This window comes from Bradyrhizobium sp. CCBAU 11430, from assembly GCF_028128855.1.
Lineage (GTDB): Bacteria > Pseudomonadota > Alphaproteobacteria > Rhizobiales > Xanthobacteraceae > Bradyrhizobium > Bradyrhizobium ottawaense.
The window spans coordinates 102,707-118,659 of the sequence record NZ_LBJV01000062.1 but is presented as its reverse complement, the minus strand read 5'-3'; the positions used below and the strand labels follow the sequence as shown (position 1 = coordinate 118,659).

Sequence of the window (15,953 nt, the reverse complement as noted above, 5' to 3'; positions counted from 1 at the left end):
CTAGAACAGCGACTTTGCCGCGGCGGAGGCGACGCTCACCACGGGACCTGCGAACAGCGCGAACAGGATGTTGAACAGGCCAAACACCGCCAGCACCGTCTTCACCTCGACGCGCACCGGATCGACCTGGCCGGCCGGCTCGTCGAAATACATCGTCTTGACGATGGCGAGATAGTAGTAGGCGCCGACCACGCTGGTCAGCACGCCGACGACGGCGAGCGTGAACAAATTCGCCTTGATGGCGGCGACGAACACGTACCATTTGGCGAAGAAGCCCGCGAGCGGCGGAATGCCCGCGAGCGAGAACAGCAGCATCGCGAACATGAAGGCGAGCAGCGGATTGGTGCGCGACAGGCCGGCGAAATCGCTGATCTGCTCGACCGCCTGGCCGTTGCGGCGCATGGCAAGGATGATCGAGAACGAGCCCAGCGTCATCGCGACATATATCACGATGTACATCAGGACGCCCTGCGCGCCCTCGACCGTGCCGGAGGCAAGGCCGACCAGCGCGAAGCCCATGTGACCGATCGAGGAATAGGCCATCAGGCGCTTGATGTTGCTCTGGCCGATCGCGGCGAAGGAGCCCAGCGCCATCGAGGCGATCGCCACGAACACCAGGATCTGCTGCCACTGCGAGACGATACCCGGGAAAGCGGTGAGCGTGACGCGGGTGAACACGGCGAGCGCGGCGACCTTCGGCGCCGACGCGAAGAAGGCGGTGACCGGGGTCGGCGCGCCCTCGTAGACATCAGGGGTCCACATGTGGAACGGCACGGCCGAAACCTTGAAGCAGAGGCCGACGAGCAGGAAGACCAGACCGAAGACGAGGCCGACATTCGAGACCGTCGCGGCCGCCGCGATACCAGTGAAGCTGACCGTGCCGGTGAAGCCGTAGATCAGCGAGGCGCCGTACAGCAGCATGCCCGAGGACAGTGCGCCGAGCACGAAATACTTCAGGCCGGCTTCGGTCGACTTGGCGTTGTCCCGGTTCGAGGCCGCCACGACATAGAGCGCCAGCGACATCAATTCGAGGCCGAGATAGAGCGAGATCAGGTCGCCGGCCGAGATCAGCACCATCATGCCGAGCGTCGAGAGCAGCACGAGGATGGCGTATTCGAAGATCCGACGCGACGGGTCGGACAGGAACTCGGTCGACAGCACCAGCGTCACCGCCGAGCCGATCAGGGCCAGGATCTTCATGAAGCGGGCGAAGTCGTCGACGATGAAGCTGCCGCCGAAGGTCACCTGCTTGCCCGCAGGCAGCATGTATTCGAGCACGCCGACCACGACCAGAAGCACGACCGCCAGCGAGGTGACCGCACCGGTCGTCCCCTGCCCGCGATAGGCTCCCAGCATCAGCAGAGCCATGGCGCCGATCGCGAGCACGATCTCGGGCAGCACCGGCGCCAGTTGATAACCTGCAGTCTCAAAGCTCATGGCGATATCCTGACCTGCCCGATCACTGGAGCAGTGCGGCGGCCTTCACGGCCGTCACAGCGGTGTTGTAGTTGTTGACGAGTTGCTGGACCGAGGCGGCCGACATGTCGAGCACCGGCTTCGGATAGACGCCGAACAGGATCGTCAGCGCGATCATCGGGAACAGGATCACGCATTCACGCAGGGTCAGATCCTTCATGCTCGCCAGCGACGGCTTGACCAGCGCGCCGAACACGACCTTGCGGTAGAGCCACAGCGCGTAGGCCGCCGACAGGATCACGCCGAAACTGGCGAAGAACGCGGTCGGGATCGAGACCTTGAAGGTGCCGAGCAGCGTCATGAACTCGCCGACGAAGCCGCTGGTGCCGGGCAGACCGACATTGGCCATGGTGAAGACCATGAAGGTCAGCGCGTAGAGCGGCATCCGGTTGACGAGGCCGCCATAGGCCGCGATCTCGCGGGTGTGCAGGCGGTCGTAGACGACGCCGACGCAGAGGAACAGCGCGCCGGAGACGATGCCGTGCGAAATCATCTGGAACACGCCGCCGGCGACGCCCTGCATGGTGCCGGCGAAGATGCCCATGGTGACGAAGCCCATATGCGCGACCGAGGAGTACGCGATCAGCTTCTTCATGTCCTCCTGCATCAAGGCCACCAGCGAGGTGTAGATGATGGCGATGGCCGAGAGCGTGAAGATCAGCGGCGCGAAGTCGTGCGAGGCCAGCGGGAACATCGGCAGCGAGAAGCGCAGGAAGCCGTAGCCGCCCATCTTCAGCAGGATCGCGGCCAGGACCACGGAGCCGGCCGTTGGCGCCTCGACGTGCGCGTCGGGAAGCCAGGTATGCACGGGCCACATCGGCATCTTCACCGCGAAGGAAGCGAAGAAGGCGAGCCAGGCCCAGGTCTGCAGCGAGCGCGGCACGGCGGTGTGCATCAGGGTCGGAATGTCGGTGGTGCCGCCATTCCAGTACAGCGCCATGATGGCGAGCAGCATCAGGACCGAGCCGAGCAGCGTGTAGAGGAAGAACTTGAACGACGCGTAGACCCGGCGCGGACCGCCCCAGACGCCGATGATCAGGAACATCGGGATCAGGCCGCCTTCGAAGAACAGGTAGAACAGCACGAGATCGAGCGCCGAGAAGGTGCCGATCATCAGCGTTTCCAGGATCAGGAACGCCATCATGTATTCGCGGACGCGGTTGGTGATCGCCTTCCAGCTCGCGATGATGCAGAACGGCATCACGGCGGTGGTCAGGATCACCAGCGGCAGCGAGATTCCGTCGACGCCCATGTGGTAGGTGATGCCGGTCGCGAGCCAGTTCGCCTTCTCGACGAACTGGAAGTCGGGATTGGTCGGGTCGAACCGCATGACCAGGATCACCGACACCGCGAAGGTGATCAGCGTGGTCCAGAGCGCGATCCAGCGCGAGTTGCGCTTGGCCGCCTCGTCATCGCCGCGGCTGAGATAGACGATCAGCGCGCCGACCAGCGGCAGGAACGTCGTGACCGATAGGATGGGCCAGGTTGTCATTTACTGGCCTCCAAAGCCGAACATGAACCAGGTGATCAGGCCGGCGGCGCCGATCAGCATGGCGAATGCGTAGTGATAGAGATAGCCGGTCTGGATCTTCACGACGTTGCGGGTGACGTCCAGGACGCGGGCCGAGACGCCGTCGGGACCGAGGCCGTCGATGATGAAGCCGTCGCCCTTCTTCCAGAGCTGATAGCCGATCCACTTCGCCGGACGGACGAAGATGATGTCGTAGAGCTCGTCGAAGTACCATTTGTTGAGCAGGAACTGGTACAGCATCGGCTGCTCTTTAGCGAGCTGCACAGGGATGTACGGCCGGCGGATGTAGAACAGGTACGAGACGAGGAAGCCCAGCACCATCATCACCGTCGGCAGGACGGCGATGGTCTCGGGGATGTGGTGCATCTCCTCGATGATGTGCGGGTTCATCTTCACGGACTCGCGGAAGAACTCCTCGATGCCGTGACCTGCGAACAGCTCCTTGAACGGGAAGCCGGCGATGATCGAGCCGACCGCGAGCACGCCGATCGGGATCAGGATCCAGAGCGGGGCCTCATGTGCGGCCTCGTAGTGATGCTCGTCATGCGGCTCGCCGTGGAAGGTCTTGAAGATCAGGCGCCAGGAGTAGAACGAGGTCAGGCCGGCGGCGACGACCGTCATCAGGAAACCGTACATCGCAAACGGATTGTGCGAGGCGTAGGCGGACTCGATGATTGCGTCCTTGGAGAAGTAGCCGGCGGTGAGCGGGAATCCGGTGAGCGCCAGCGTGCCGACCACCATCACCGCATAGGTGTAGGGGATCTTGCGCCAGAGGCCGCCCATGTTGCGGATGTCCTGCTCGTGGTGCATCGCGTAGATCACCGAGCCGGAGCCCAGGAACAGCAACGCCTTGAAGAAGGCGTGCGTGAACAGATGGAACATGCCGACCGAATAGGCCCCTGCTCCCATCGCCACGAACATGTATCCGAGCTGCGAACAGGTCGAATAGGCGACGATGCGCTTGATGTCGTTCTGGACGAGGCCGATGGTCGCGGCAAAGAACGCGGTGGTCGCGCCGAAGAACATCACGACGGCCTGCGCGTTCGGGGCGAGCTCGAACAGCGGCGACAGGCGCGCTACCATGAAGACGCCCGCGGTGACCATGGTCGCGGCGTGGATCAGCGCCGACACAGGCGTCGGGCCTTCCATCGCGTCCGGCAACCAGGTGTGCAGCAGGAACTGCGCCGACTTGCCCATCGCGCCCATGAACAGCAACAGGCAGGTCAGAGTCAGCGCATCGGCGTGCCAGCCGAGGAAGTTGATGGTCTTGCCGGTCAGGCCGGGCGCGGCATGGAAGATGGTCTCGAAATCGGTCGAGCTGGTCAGCATGAAGATCGCGAAGATGCCGAGCGCAAAACCGAAGTCGCCGACGCGGTTGACCACGAAGGCCTTGATGGCGGCCGCATTCGCCGACGGCTTCTGGTACCAGAAGCCGATCAGCAGATAGCTCGCCAGACCCACGCCTTCCCAGCCGAAGAACAGCTGCACGAGGTTGTCCGCCGTCACCAGCATCAGCATGGCGAAGGTGAACAGGCTGAGATAGCCGAAGAAGCGGGGCCGGTTCGGGTCCTCGTCCATGTAGCCGATGGAATAGAGGTGCACGAGCGAGGACACGGTCGTCACCACCACCAGCATCACGGCGGTGAGCGTGTCGACGCGTAGCGTCCACCAGACCTGGAGGTCGCCGGAAAAGATGAAAGGCAGCAGCTGGATGCGGGCGTCATGGTGCATGAAGCCGACGTCGACGAGCGTCATCCAGGACAGCGCCGCCGACACGAACAGCAGACCCGTCGTGATCAGCTCGGCGCCGCGCGAGCCCGCCGCCGGCGGCTCGACCGGGCCGTGGCCGTGGTCGTCATGGGCGTGATCGTCGTGGCCATGGTCGTCATGGGCGGCCGCGGCATGGGCATCGCCATGACCGTGATCGCCGTGATGCTCGACCTCGTCACCCGAGGGGTTGCGGGCATGCGCGCCGGCCAGGGCGATGAGCCCGGCCAGAATGGCGCCCAGCAGAGGCAGGAATACGATTGCCTGAACCATGACTGAGCTCAGCCCTTCATCAGATTGACGTCCTCAACCGCGATCGAGCCGCGGTTGCGGAAATAGACCACCAGGATGGCGAGACCGATCGCGGCTTCAGCGGCAGCGACCGTCAGCACCAGAAGCGCGAAGACCTGGCCGACGATGTCGCCGAGGAAGGTCGAGAACGCGACGAGGTTGATGTTGACCGAGAGCAGGATCAGCTCGATCGACATCAGGATGACGATGATGTTCTTGCGGTTCAGGAAGATGCCGAGGATGCCGAGCGTGAACAGGATCGCGCCGACCGCCAGATAGTGTCCGAGCCCGATCGTCATTTCACCCACTCCGCCGCGTCAGAGTCCTGGAGCCCCTGCCCCGGCGCCACCTTGCGCATCGCCATCGCCATGTCGGGCGTGCGCGCGTTCTGAACGTTGATGTCCTGCCGCTTCACGCTCGCCTTGTGCCGCAGCGTCAGCACGATGGCGCCGATCATGGCGACCAGCAGCACCATGCCCGAGAGCTGGAAGTAGTGGATGTACTTCGTATAGAGCACGAGCCCGAGCGCCTCGGTATTGGAGACGTTGGCCGGGATCGCCGCCGTGATCGTCTTGGCGACGCCGGGATTGATGACCCAGAAGCCGACGGTGAGCAGCAGCTCGAACAGGAAGATGCCGCCGATCACGAGGCCGACCGGCAGGTACTCGATGAAGCCCTCGCGCAGCTCGGTGAAGTCCACGTCGAGCATCATGATCACGAACAGGAACAGCACCGCGACCGCGCCGACATAGACGACGATCAGGATCATCGCCAGGAACTCGGCACCCATCAGCACGAACAGGCCGGAGGCGTTGACGAAGGCCAGGATCAGGTACAGCACGGAGTGCACGGGATTGCGCGAGACAATCACCATCACGGCCGAGGCGACACAGACGCCGGCAAAGAGATAGAAGAACAGCGCGGGAAGGATCATGCCCTCACCTCACCGGTACGGCGCGTCGAGCTCGATCGCTTTCGCGATCTCGCGTTCCCAGCGGTCGCCGTTGGCGAGCAGCTTGGCCTTGTCATAGAACAGTTCCTCGCGGGTCTCGGTCGCGAACTCGAAGTTCGGACCTTCGACGATGGCGTCGACCGGACAGGCCTCCTGGCAGAGGCCGCAGTAGATGCACTTCACCATGTCGATGTCGTAGCGCACGGTGCGGCGGGTGCCGTCGTTGCGACGCGGGCCGGCCTCGATGGTGATGGCCTGCGCCGGGCAAACCGCCTCGCAGAGCTTGCAGGCGATGCAACGCTCTTCGCCGTTCGGATAGCGGCGCAGCGCATGCTCGCCGCGGAAGCGCGGCGAGATCGGGCCCTTCTCGAACGGATAGTTCAGGGTCGGCTTCGGCTGGAAGAAATAGCGCATGGCGAGGAAGAACGCCGAGACGAATTCCGACAGCAGAAGCGAGCGTGCAGTGGCGTTGACGTTGATACCCATGACGGCCCTCACTTCGGCGCGATGCCGGCGAAATGCAGCACGCCGGCCACCACGACCACCATCGCCAGCGACAGCGGCAGGAACACCTTCCAGCCGAGGCGCATCAGTTGGTCGTAGCGGTAGCGCGGCACGATCGCCTTTGCCATCGCGAACAGGAAGAACATGAAGAAGACTTTGAGCGAGAACCAGATGATCCCCGGCACCCAGTTGAAGGGCGGCAGGTCGACCGGCGGCAGCCAGCCTCCGAGGAACAGGATCGTCGCCATCGCGCACATCGTGACGATCGCGACGTACTCGCCGAGCATGAACAGCAGATACGGGGTCGAGCCGTACTCGACCATGAAGCCGGCGACCAGCTCGGATTCGGCTTCCACGAGGTCGAACGGCGGGCGGTTGGTTTCCGCCAGCGCCGAAACGTAGAAGATCACGAACATCGGGAACAGCGGCCAGACGTACCAGTTCAGGATGGTGAGCTGCGGCAGCCCGATCAGGCTGGCAAGGCCGCGGACATGCTGGGCCTCGACAACGGCCGAAAGGTTCAGCGTGCCGGCGCAGAGCAGCACCGTGATGATGACGAAGCCGATCGAGACTTCATAAGACACCATCTGCGCCGCCGAGCGCAGCGCGGCCAGGAACGGGTACTTCGAGTTCGACGACCAGCCGGCCATGATGATGCCGTAGATCGACAGCGACGAGATCGCGAAGATGAAGAGGATGCCGACATTGATGTCGGAGATCACCCAGCCGAGATTGGTCGGGATCACCGCCCAGGCGGCGAGCGCGAGCACGCATGAGACCAGCGGCGCCAGCAGGAAGACGCCCTTGTTGGCGCCGGCCGGGATGATCGGCTCCTTCAGCACGAACTTCAGCAAGTCGGCGAAGGATTGCAGCAGGCCCCAGGGGCCGACCACGTTCGGGCCGCGCCGGATCTGCACCGCCGCCCAGATCTTGCGGTCGGCGAGCAGGATGTAGGCGATCGCGACCAGGAGGACGACGAGCACCAAGACGCTCTCCGCGACCATGATGATCAGCGGCCAGAGGAACCCGGTCCAGAATGCGCTTTCGAAGAATTCCATCAGATCACGCTCACTCCGCTGCGGTCAGCATGTGCCCGGAGGCGAGGCGCGAGCATTCCGCCATCACGGCGGACGCACGCGCGATTGGGTTGGTCAAATAGAAGTCCTCGACCAGCGGCTTGAACGGTGCCTTCTCGGGCGAACCGCCCTTCCCCGCCAGCTTCTTGATCTGGTCGGCCGAGCCGGCCTCGATCTGGTCAAGACGGATCAGGTGCGGCACGGCCTTGAAGATCGCCTGGCGCAGCGCCGAAAGCGAGTCATAGCCGAGCTTCTTGCCGAGCGCTTCCGACAGCGCCCGGACGATCGCCCAGTCCTCGCGGGCTTCACCCGGCGGGAACGCGGCGCGGCCCGTCATCTGAACGCGGCCTTCGGTGTTGACGTAGATCGCGGACTTCTCGGTGTAGGCGGCCGCCGGCAGGATCACGTCGGCGCGATGCGCGCCGCGGTCGCCATGGGTGCCGATATAAACGACGAAGGTACCGTCAGGCGCGTTGATCTCGTCGGCGCCGAGCAGGAACAGCAAGTCGAGCGTGCCGAACGTCGTCATCTGCGCGGCGTTCAGGCCGCCGCCGGTCGCGGAGAAGCCGATATCGAGCGCACCAACGCGCGAGGCGCTCTCGTGCAGCACGCCAAAGCCGTTCCAGCCGTCCTTGACCGCACCGACGTCGAGCGCGAGCTTGGCGGCGCTGGCGAGAATGGCGGCGCCGTCGTGACGCGAAGCCGCGCCCGCGCCGACCAGGATGATCGGGTGCTTGGCGTTCTTCAGCACGTCCATGAAGGAATGCTTGCCGGCCGCGAGATCACCGAGCGTCTCGGTGCCCGCGCCGAGGTGATCGTAGTCGTAGGTCAGATCGACCTTGGCCCCGATCAAGCCGACCTTGAAGCCGCCGGCACGCCAGCGCTTGCGGATGCGGGCGTTGAACACGGCCGCCTCTTTCCGCGGGTTCGCGCCGATGATGAGCAGCGCATCCGCCTGCTCCACCCCCACCAGCGTCGGGTTGAAGATGTAGGAGCTGCGGCCGAGCGCGGGGTCGAAGGCGTCGCCGCCCTGCACCGCCATATTGGTCGAGCCGAACTTGGCGAGCAGATCCTTCAGCGCGAACATCTCCTCGACGCCGGCGAGATCGCCCGCGATCGCGCCGATGCGCTTGCCGTCGGTGCGCGCCGCCTTGGCGGCGATCGCGGCGAAGGCTTCGGTCCAGCTCGCCGCGCGCAGCTTGCCGGCTTCACGGATATAGGGCCGGTCCAGGCGCTGGGTGCGCAGGCCGTCGACGACGTGGCGGGTCTTGTCGGAGATCCACTCCTCATTCACGGCCTCGTTGATGCGCGGCAGCACGCGCATCACCTCACGACCGCGGGTGTCGACGCGGATTGCCGAGCCGACGCCGTCCATCACGTCGATCGACTGGGTCTTGCCGAGCTCCCACGGGCGCGCCGCGAAGGCGTAGGGCTTCGAGGTCAGGGCGCCGACCGGGCAGATGTCGACGAGATTGCCCTGCAATTCGGAGGTCAGCGCGTGCTCAAGATAGGTCGTGATCTCCATGTCCTCGCCACGGCCCGTGGCGCCCATCTCGGGCGCGCCGGCGACTTCCGCCGAGAAGCGGACGCAGCGCGTGCACTGGATGCAGCGGTTCATCGAGGTCTTGACCAGCGCGCCGAGATATTTGTCCTCGACCGCGCGCTTGTTCTCGGCGAAGCGGCTGGTGTCGACACCATAGCCCATCGCCTGGTCCTGCAGGTCGCACTCGCCGCCCTGGTCGCAGATCGGGCAATCCAGCGGATGGTTGATCAGAAGGAATTCCATCACGCCTTCGCGCGCCTTCTTCACCATCGGCGAACGCGTCGAGATCTCCGGCGGCTCGCCCTTGGGGCCCGGACGGCAGTCGCGCACACCCCAGGCGCAGCTTGCGACCGGCTTGGGGCCGCCCTTCACTTCGACGAGGCACATCCGGCAATTGCCGGCGATCGACAGCCGCTCGTGATAGCAGAAGCGCGGAATCTCGGCGCCGGCCGCCTCGCACGCCTGAAGCAGCGTGTACTCGGCGGGCACATCGATCTCTTTGCCGTCGATGATGAGCTTGGTCATTCTTCTTACTCCGCCGCGACCATGTTCACGGGATCGCGGACGCCGATATCGTCGATGTCGGCCCTGTGCGAATATTGGTCGATGCGCGCTTCGATCTCGTGACGGAAATGCGCGATCAGCCCCTGGATCGGCCATGCCGCAGCATCGCCGAGCGCGCAGATGGTGTGGCCCTCGACCTGCTTGGTCACCTCGAGCAGCATGTCGATCTCGCGCTTGTGGGCGCGGCCCTCGGCCATGCGGGTGAGGACGCGCCACATCCAGCCCGTGCCCTCGCGGCACGGCGTGCACTGGCCACAGCTCTCGTGCTTGTAGAAATAGGAGATGCGGGCAATCGCGCGGATCAGGTCGGTGGACTTGTCCATCACGATCACAGCCGCGGTGCCGAGGCCCGAGCGCAGCTTGCTCAGACTGTCGAAATCCATCGGCGTGTCGATGATCTGCTCGGCCGGCACCATGCGCACCGACGAGCCGCCGGGGATCACGGCCTTGAGGTTGTCCCAGCCGCCGCGGATGCCGCCGCAATGCTTGTCGATCAGCTCACGGAACGGAATGCCCATGGCCTCTTCGACGTTGCAGGGCCGCTCGACATGGCCGGAGATGCAGAAGAGTTTCGTGCCGACATTGTTCGGACGGCCGATGCCGGCGAACCACGCCGCGCCGCGGCGCAGGATGTCCGGAGCAACGGCAATGGACTCGACGTTGTTGACGGTGGTCGGGCAGCCGAACAGGCCGACATTGGCCGGGAACGGCGGCTTCAGCCGCGGCTGGCCCTTCTTGCCCTCGAGGCTTTCGAGCAGCGCGGTCTCTTCGCCGCAAATGTAAGCGCCGGCGCCGTGCGCGACGTAGATGTCGAACGGCCAGCCGTTGACGTTGTCCTTGCCGACCAGCTTGGCCTCATAGGCCTGGTCGATCGCGGCCTGGAGATGCTCGCGCTCGCGGATGAATTCGCCGCGGACATAGATGTAGCAGGCATGCGCGTTCATCGCGCAGCTCGCGATCAGGCAGCCCTCGATCAGGAGATGCGGATCGTGCCGCATGATCTCGCGATCCTTGCAGGTGCCGGGCTCGGACTCGTCGGCGTTGACGACGAGATAGCTCGGCCGGCCGTCGGTCGATTCCTTCGGCATGAACGACCATTTCAGGCCGGTCGGGAAGCCGGCGCCGCCGCGGCCCCGCAGGCCCGACGCCTTCATCTCGTTGATGATCCAGTCGCGGCCCTTGTCGATGATGTTCTTGGTGCCATCCCAGGCGCCGCGGCGCCGCGCACCCTCGAGCCCCCAATCGTGGAGGCCGTAGAGGTTCTTGAAGATGCGGTCCTTGTCCTCGAGCATATCAGTGCTTTCCGATCAACGAATGGTCTGCTTGTAGGCAAGTCCGGCGGCGCAGACGGCGAAGGTCAGCGCCCAGAGCAGACTGGATTCCAGCGACGCGTTCAGGCTGAAACGCTGCAGCAGGAAAATGAAAGCGGCCGCCACGGCGGCGTGCAACGCGATGAAGCCCCACTTCTTCATGGCACCACTCCCCTGCACCGAAGGCTGCGAGAGACCACCCATCAGGTGCTCTCCTTCAGCGTGGTCGGCCCGGTGATCGGCGCCGAGAACTGGCGGCCGTTCTGCGGACCGGGCTTGGGCGGATTGCCCGAAGCGAAACCGTCGAGCACCTTGCCGAAGCTTTCCTTGGTGAGGTCCTCATAAGTGTCCTTGCCGATCAGCACCATCGGCGCATTCACGCAGGCACCGAGGCACTCGACCTCCTCCCAGCTGAAATTGCCGTCCTTGGACAGGTGGAAGGGCTCGTGATGGATGCGGTGTTCGCAGACGTGGATCAGATCCTCGGCGCCGCGCAGGCGGCACGGCGTGGTGCCGCAGACCTGGACGTGGGCCTTCTTGCCGACGGGGGCAAGCTGGAACATCGTGTAGAAGGTCGCGACTTCCAGCACGCGGATGTAGGGCATGTCGAGCATGTCGGCGATGACGCGGATCGCGGCTTCCGAGACCCAGCCGTCGTGCTGCTCCTGGGCACGCCAGAGGATGGCGATGACGGCGGAGGCCTGACGTCCCGCCGGATATTTCGCGATCTGCTGCTTGGCGAATGCGAGGTTCTCCTCCGTGAACGCAAAGCTCGCGGGCTGGACTTCCTTCGGTGCTAATCGGCGAACGGACATCTCTTCAATCTCTCACTGCATGCGGCGCGCTGTTTTCGCATTCAGGGCTTCGATCCTGTCCTGCCAAAATGCGCTTGCGGTGCCGAAAACGTTGTAGCCGACGTGGGTCGAGACCTTGATGCGGTCGAGGATCGACAGCTCGGTCACGGTCTCCATCCGGTTGCTGCGCGGATCGAACACGATCAGCTTCAGCGGGGTCTGCTCGAGGATGAAGCGCGACACCGCATGAGAGCGGTCGCTGCCGTGCTCCTCGCACATGATGACGCTGTCGGCCTGGAGCAGACGCGCGCCGCCCTTGATCGCCTCGATCTCGACGCCCTCGACGTCGAGCTTGATCAGGTACTTGCCGGTGCTTGCGACCTTGCCGTCCTGGATCAGATTGTCGAGTGCGATGACCGGCACCTCCTCACCGCCCGCGGAGGGATCGCCGGCGATGCTGAAGGCTTCGTGCTTGGTGCCTGACAGACGCGCGGTGCCGCGGCTGGCGCCGATCGCGCATTTCATGGTCTCGAAGCGATTACCGTTGACGCGGGCGTTGTTGGCGAGCTTCGGATAGTTCTGCCCCGACGGCTCGATCGCGATCGCCTTGTGCGAACCGAACGGCCTGCTCGACACCAGCACCGACCAATAACCGTAATTGGCGCCGCAATCGAGCAGCGTGTAGTCGACGTCGACGGAATCGGCGAACAAGAGCTCGAGCTCGTCCTCATAATTGTACGAGCGGTTGAGCAGCTTGCTCCAATAGCCGTCGCCGTAAGGGAATTCGAACACGGCGTCGGGATTGAGCCTGATCGCGATGTTGCGCTCGGGCAGCGTCTTCCGCAGCAAATTCGCGCAGGCGATGTAGCCCATATGCGAGAAGTGCGAGGAGATCTTCGATCCCGTCACCAGCGCCAAGGCAGCCGTCCGCTCCCACAGGTTGGCCCCTTCAAGGGCCCCCGAGGCGCGGTCAAACTGGATTGGCGCCTGCTGCCCCATCACCGATCGACCTCTCCGAACACGATGTCGAGCGAGCCGAGGATTGCCGAGACGTCGGCGAGCAGATGGCCGCGGCAGATGTGATCCATCGCCTGCAGATGCGCAAAGCCCGGCGCGCGGATCTTGCACTTATAGGGTTTGTTGGTGCCGTCGGAGATCAGATAGACGCCGAACTCGCCCTTCGGCGCCTCGACCGCGGCATAGACTTCGCCGGCCGGCACGTGGACGCCTTCGGTGTAGAGCTTGAAGTGATGGATCAGCGCTTCCATCGAGCGCTTCATCTCGCCACGGCGCGGCGGCGCGACCTTGTTGTCTTCGACGACGACCGGGCCCTTGCCTTCAGGCGCGTTCAGCTTCTGGATGCACTGCTTCATGATGCGGATGGACTGGCGCATCTCTTCCATGCGGATCAGATAGCGGTCGTAGCAGTCGCCGTTCTTGCCGATCGGAATGTCGAAATCCATCTCGGCGTAGCATTCATAGGGTTGCGACTTGCGCAGGTCCCAGGCCGCGCCCGAGCCGCGCACCATCACGCCGGAGAAGCCCCACTCCCAGGCTTCCTTCAGCGGGACCACGCCGATATCGACGTTGCGCTGCTTGAAGATGCGATTGGCGGTGAGCAACCGGTCGAGGTCGTCCACGACCTTCAGGAACGGATCGCACCAGGCCTCGATGTCGTCGACCAGCTTCTGCGGCAAATCCTGATGCACGCCGCCGACGCGGAAGAAGGCTGCGTGCATACGGCTGCCCGAGGCGCGCTCGTAGAACACCATCAGCTTTTCGCGCTCTTCGAAGCCCCACAGCGGCGGGGTCAGCGCGCCGACGTCCATCGCCTGCGTGGTGACGTTGAGCAGATGCGACAGGATGCGGCCGATCTCGCAATAGAGCACGCGGATGAGCTGACCGCGGCGCGGCACCTCGATGCCGAGCAGCTTTTCAGCCGCCATGCAGAAGGCGTGCTCCTGGTTCATCGGCGCGACGTAGTCGAGCCGATCGAAATACGGGATCGCCTGGAGGTAGGTCTTCTGCTCGATCAGCTTCTCGGTGCCGCGGTGAAGCAGGCCGATATGGGGATCGACGCGGGCGACGACTTCGCCGTCAAGTTCCAACACCAGACGCAGCACGCCGTGCGCCGCCGGATGCTGCGGACCGAAATTGATGGTGAAGTTGCGAAGCTGTTCGGGTTGCTCGTTCATGATCAGACCTTCGGTCCCGCTTTTTCATCCCCTGGAAGGACCGGATAATCGGCCCCCTCCCACGGAGACAAAAAGTCGAACTTGCGGAATTCCTGGTTGAGCCGGACGGGCTCGTACACAACCCGCTTCTCCTGGTCGTCGTAGCGGACCTCGACGAATCCCGTGGTCGGAAAGTCCTTGCGCAGCGGGTGGCCCTCGAACCCGTAATCGGTGAGGATGCGGCGCATGTCGGGATGGCCGACGAAGAACACGCCGTAGAGGTCGTAAGCCTCGCGCTCGAACCAGTCGGCGCCGGGGAACACCTCGATCAGCGACGGCACCTGCGTGGTCTCGTCGGCCTGGGCCTTGAGCCGGATCCGCGCGTTCAGGGTCGGGGACAGGAAGTGATAGATCACGTCGAAGCGCTTCTCGCGCGACGGATAGTCCGCGGCCGTGATGTCGGTGAAGTTGATGAAGCGGCAGTTCGGGTCGTCGCGGAGGTACTTGACCACCTCGACGATCTTGCTGGCTTCGACATCAACCGTCAGCTGGTTGAAGGCCACCGAATGACCGATGGCGGCGCCCGGAAGCGCGCTAACGATCGTCTGCCCCAGGGCGTCGAGCTTGGCGTCGTCCATGACGTAAAACCTTAGCGTTCGATGGTGCCGGTGCGCCGGATCTTCTTCTGCAGCAGCAGCACGCCGTAAAGCAGCGCTTCCGCCGTGGGCGGGCAGCCCGGCACATAGATGTCGATCGGCACGATGCGGTCGCAGCCGCGCACGACCGAGTAGGAATAGTGATAGTAGCCGCCGCCGTTGGCGCAGGAGCCCATCGAGATGACGTAGCGCGGCTCGGGCATCTGGTCGTAGACCTTGCGCAGCGCCGGCGCCATCTTGTTGGTCAGCGTGCCTGCGACGATCATCACGTCGGACTGGCGCGGCGAGGCACGCGGCGCGAAGCCGAAGCGCTCGACGTCGTAGCGCGGCATCGACACCTGCATCATCTCGACCGCACAGCAGGCGAGACCGAAGGTCATCCACATCAGGGAGCCGGTACGGGCCCAGGTGATGAGGTCGTCGGTCGCGGCCACGAAGAAGCCCTTGTCGGACAGCTCGGAGTTGACCTCGAGGAAGAACGGATCATTGGCCCCGACCGGCCGGCCGGTCGACGGATCCAGGATGCCCTTGGGGGCCGGCGCGATAGCCGGACCTGTGGACGACACGGGGTTCAATCCCATTCGAGTGCTCCCTTCTTCCATTCATAGGCGAACCCGACCGTCAGCACGGCGAGGAACACCACCATGGACCAGAAGCCGGTCGCGCCAAGCTTGCCGAACGCCACCGCCCAGGGAAACAGGAACGCCACCTCGAGATCGAAGATGATGAAGAGAATGGCGACCAGATAGAAGCGGACGTCGAACTTCATGCGCGCGTCGTCGAAGGCGTTGAAACCGCACTCATACGCCGACAGCTTTTCCGGGTCCGGCTGCTGGAACGCCACGACGAAGGGCGCAATCAGCAGCACGAGGCCAATGAGGCCCGCTACCCCTATAAAGACGACGAGTGGAAGATAGTTCTGCAGAATGCCGCTCATGGCGAGCCCTTTTTCCCGCAGCCTCGGGACAGCCACGGATTCGTCCGATTTGGAATTATTCTGAGCCTTAGCGCAGTGCACCAATGGGCGCAAGACACGCTCTTTTTAGGCCCTTTGCCGCCCCCAGAACGGTGAAAATCCCGGAATCACCCCGCGCTGGTATGGAGCAGATCGCCAAGGCCAGCAAGGGCGGCCACCGTTTTGCAGGGCAGCCGTTCTGAGATTGCGGCCGCGCGAGCCAAGGCAGCTTTTTGCCACGCATTGCACGAGAAAAGCACCTGGTTTTTTGGTGCGGCAGCGCACCCAAACCGAGCTGCGGCCGCCATTAGGCCCCGACTGACTGTCACCCCGGCGACATAATGCCGAGCGCCCCGGAGC

At 64.1% G+C, this 15,953-nt stretch carries 16 protein-coding genes; all 16 read right to left on the bottom strand.

Features of this window, described 5'->3' with window-relative positions; genetic code table 11:
- From nuoN to XI04_RS21970, 16 genes are read right to left on the bottom strand one after another with little or no spacing between them, the layout of a single operon-like run.
- Nucleotides 1–1,437, bottom strand: coding sequence for an NADH-quinone oxidoreductase subunit NuoN (gene nuoN, locus XI04_RS22045; protein ID WP_028141465.1), 1,437 nt, complete (start codon nt 1,435–1,437; stop codon nt 1–3).
- A gap of 22 nt (nt 1,438–1,459) precedes the next feature.
- Nucleotides 1,460–2,968: an NADH-quinone oxidoreductase subunit M gene (locus XI04_RS22040; RefSeq protein ID WP_038948733.1), complete on the bottom strand. Its 1,509-nt coding sequence runs from the start codon at nt 2,966–2,968 to the stop codon at nt 1,460–1,462.
- Nucleotides 2,969–5,047, bottom strand: a complete 2,079-nt coding sequence (gene nuoL / locus XI04_RS22035) for an NADH-quinone oxidoreductase subunit L (RefSeq protein ID WP_095425441.1) — start codon at nt 5,045–5,047, stop codon at nt 2,969–2,971.
- Nucleotides 5,048–5,055: 8 nt separating this feature from the next.
- The gene (gene nuoK / locus XI04_RS22030) at nt 5,056–5,364 is read right to left on the bottom strand and encodes an NADH-quinone oxidoreductase subunit NuoK (protein ID WP_008547737.1); all 309 of its coding nucleotides are present in this window, start codon (nt 5,362–5,364) and stop codon (nt 5,056–5,058) included.
- Entirely contained in the window at nt 5,361–5,999 is a 639-nt protein-coding gene (locus XI04_RS22025) for an NADH-quinone oxidoreductase subunit J (protein ID WP_018320150.1), read from the bottom strand. Before XI04_RS22025 ends, nuoK begins: the two co-directional genes overlap by 4 nt.
- A 9-nt stretch (nt 6,000–6,008) precedes the next feature.
- Complete coding sequence (gene nuoI, locus XI04_RS22020; protein WP_191093171.1) at nt 6,009–6,503, bottom strand: NADH-quinone oxidoreductase subunit NuoI; 495 nt, start codon at nt 6,501–6,503, stop codon at nt 6,009–6,011.
- Between the two features lie 8 nt (nt 6,504–6,511).
- The gene (gene nuoH / locus XI04_RS22015) at nt 6,512–7,579 is read right to left on the bottom strand and encodes an NADH-quinone oxidoreductase subunit NuoH (RefSeq protein ID WP_038948735.1); all 1,068 of its coding nucleotides are present in this window, start codon (nt 7,577–7,579) and stop codon (nt 6,512–6,514) included.
- A 10-nt stretch (nt 7,580–7,589) separates the two neighbouring features.
- Nucleotides 7,590–9,665, bottom strand: a complete 2,076-nt coding sequence (nuoG, locus tag XI04_RS22010) for an NADH-quinone oxidoreductase subunit NuoG (RefSeq protein ID WP_271608991.1) — start codon at nt 9,663–9,665, stop codon at nt 7,590–7,592.
- A 5-nt stretch (nt 9,666–9,670) separates the two neighbouring features.
- Entirely contained in the window at nt 9,671–10,996 is a 1,326-nt protein-coding gene (gene nuoF / locus XI04_RS22005) for an NADH-quinone oxidoreductase subunit NuoF (RefSeq protein ID WP_028141460.1), read from the bottom strand.
- A 15-nt stretch (nt 10,997–11,011) separates the two neighbouring features.
- The gene (locus XI04_RS22000; protein WP_028141459.1) at nt 11,012–11,218 is read right to left on the bottom strand and encodes a hypothetical protein; all 207 of its coding nucleotides are present in this window, start codon (nt 11,216–11,218) and stop codon (nt 11,012–11,014) included.
- The gene (gene nuoE / locus XI04_RS21995; RefSeq protein WP_018320144.1) at nt 11,218–11,829 is read right to left on the bottom strand and encodes an NADH-quinone oxidoreductase subunit NuoE; all 612 of its coding nucleotides are present in this window, start codon (nt 11,827–11,829) and stop codon (nt 11,218–11,220) included. Before nuoE ends, XI04_RS22000 begins: the two co-directional genes overlap by 1 nt.
- A 12-nt stretch (nt 11,830–11,841) precedes the next feature.
- Entirely contained in the window at nt 11,842–12,807 is a 966-nt protein-coding gene (locus XI04_RS21990) for an FkbM family methyltransferase (protein ID WP_271623765.1), read from the bottom strand.
- Nucleotides 12,807–14,003 carry an NADH-quinone oxidoreductase subunit D gene (locus XI04_RS21985; RefSeq protein ID WP_028141457.1) on the bottom strand — a complete coding sequence of 399 codons (1,197 nt, stop codon included), beginning with the start codon at nt 14,001–14,003 and terminating at the stop codon, nt 12,807–12,809. Before XI04_RS21985 ends, XI04_RS21990 begins: the two co-directional genes overlap by 1 nt.
- A 2-nt stretch (nt 14,004–14,005) precedes the next feature.
- Nucleotides 14,006–14,620 (bottom strand): NADH-quinone oxidoreductase subunit C, encoded by a 615-nt coding sequence (locus tag XI04_RS21980; protein ID WP_028141456.1) that lies wholly within the window; start codon nt 14,618–14,620, stop codon nt 14,006–14,008.
- A gap of 11 nt (nt 14,621–14,631) precedes the next feature.
- Complete coding sequence (locus XI04_RS21975; RefSeq protein ID WP_026202310.1) at nt 14,632–15,219, bottom strand: NuoB/complex I 20 kDa subunit family protein; 588 nt, start codon at nt 15,217–15,219, stop codon at nt 14,632–14,634.
- Nucleotides 15,210–15,575, bottom strand: a complete 366-nt coding sequence (locus tag XI04_RS21970) for an NADH-quinone oxidoreductase subunit A (RefSeq protein WP_018320139.1) — start codon at nt 15,573–15,575, stop codon at nt 15,210–15,212. Before XI04_RS21970 ends, XI04_RS21975 begins: the two co-directional genes overlap by 10 nt.
- Nucleotides 15,576–15,953: the final 378 nt, after the last annotated feature.

What these genes read in the sequence shown, in the direction of transcription:
- nuoN (WP_028141465.1), bottom strand. Translation starts at nt 1,437, where the DNA reads ATGAGCTTTGAGACTGCAGGTTATCAACTGGCGCCGGTGCTGCCCGAG.
- XI04_RS22040 (WP_038948733.1), bottom strand. Translation starts at nt 2,968, where the DNA reads ATGACAACCTGGCCCATCCTATCGGTCACGACGTTCCTGCCGCTGGTC.
- nuoL (WP_095425441.1), bottom strand. Translation starts at nt 5,047, where the DNA reads ATGGTTCAGGCAATCGTATTCCTGCCTCTGCTGGGCGCCATTCTGGCC.
- nuoK (WP_008547737.1), bottom strand. Translation starts at nt 5,364, where the DNA reads ATGACGATCGGGCTCGGACACTATCTGGCGGTCGGCGCGATCCTGTTC.
- XI04_RS22025 (WP_018320150.1), bottom strand. Translation starts at nt 5,999, where the DNA reads ATGATCCTTCCCGCGCTGTTCTTCTATCTCTTTGCCGGCGTCTGTGTC.
- nuoI (WP_191093171.1), bottom strand. Translation starts at nt 6,503, where the DNA reads ATGGGTATCAACGTCAACGCCACTGCACGCTCGCTTCTGCTGTCGGAA.
- nuoH (WP_038948735.1), bottom strand. Translation starts at nt 7,579, where the DNA reads ATGGAATTCTTCGAAAGCGCATTCTGGACCGGGTTCCTCTGGCCGCTG.
- nuoG (WP_271608991.1), bottom strand. Translation starts at nt 9,665, where the DNA reads ATGACCAAGCTCATCATCGACGGCAAAGAGATCGATGTGCCCGCCGAG.
- nuoF (WP_028141460.1), bottom strand. Translation starts at nt 10,996, where the DNA reads ATGCTCGAGGACAAGGACCGCATCTTCAAGAACCTCTACGGCCTCCAC.
- XI04_RS22000 (WP_028141459.1), bottom strand. Translation starts at nt 11,218, where the DNA reads ATGGGTGGTCTCTCGCAGCCTTCGGTGCAGGGGAGTGGTGCCATGAAG.
- nuoE (WP_018320144.1), bottom strand. Translation starts at nt 11,829, where the DNA reads ATGTCCGTTCGCCGATTAGCACCGAAGGAAGTCCAGCCCGCGAGCTTT.
- XI04_RS21990 (WP_271623765.1), bottom strand. Translation starts at nt 12,807, where the DNA reads ATGGGGCAGCAGGCGCCAATCCAGTTTGACCGCGCCTCGGGGGCCCTT.
- XI04_RS21985 (WP_028141457.1), bottom strand. Translation starts at nt 14,003, where the DNA reads ATGAACGAGCAACCCGAACAGCTTCGCAACTTCACCATCAATTTCGGT.
- XI04_RS21980 (WP_028141456.1), bottom strand. Translation starts at nt 14,620, where the DNA reads ATGGACGACGCCAAGCTCGACGCCCTGGGGCAGACGATCGTTAGCGCG.
- XI04_RS21975 (WP_026202310.1), bottom strand. Translation starts at nt 15,219, where the DNA reads ATGGGATTGAACCCCGTGTCGTCCACAGGTCCGGCTATCGCGCCGGCC.
- XI04_RS21970 (WP_018320139.1), bottom strand. Translation starts at nt 15,575, where the DNA reads ATGAGCGGCATTCTGCAGAACTATCTTCCACTCGTCGTCTTTATAGGG.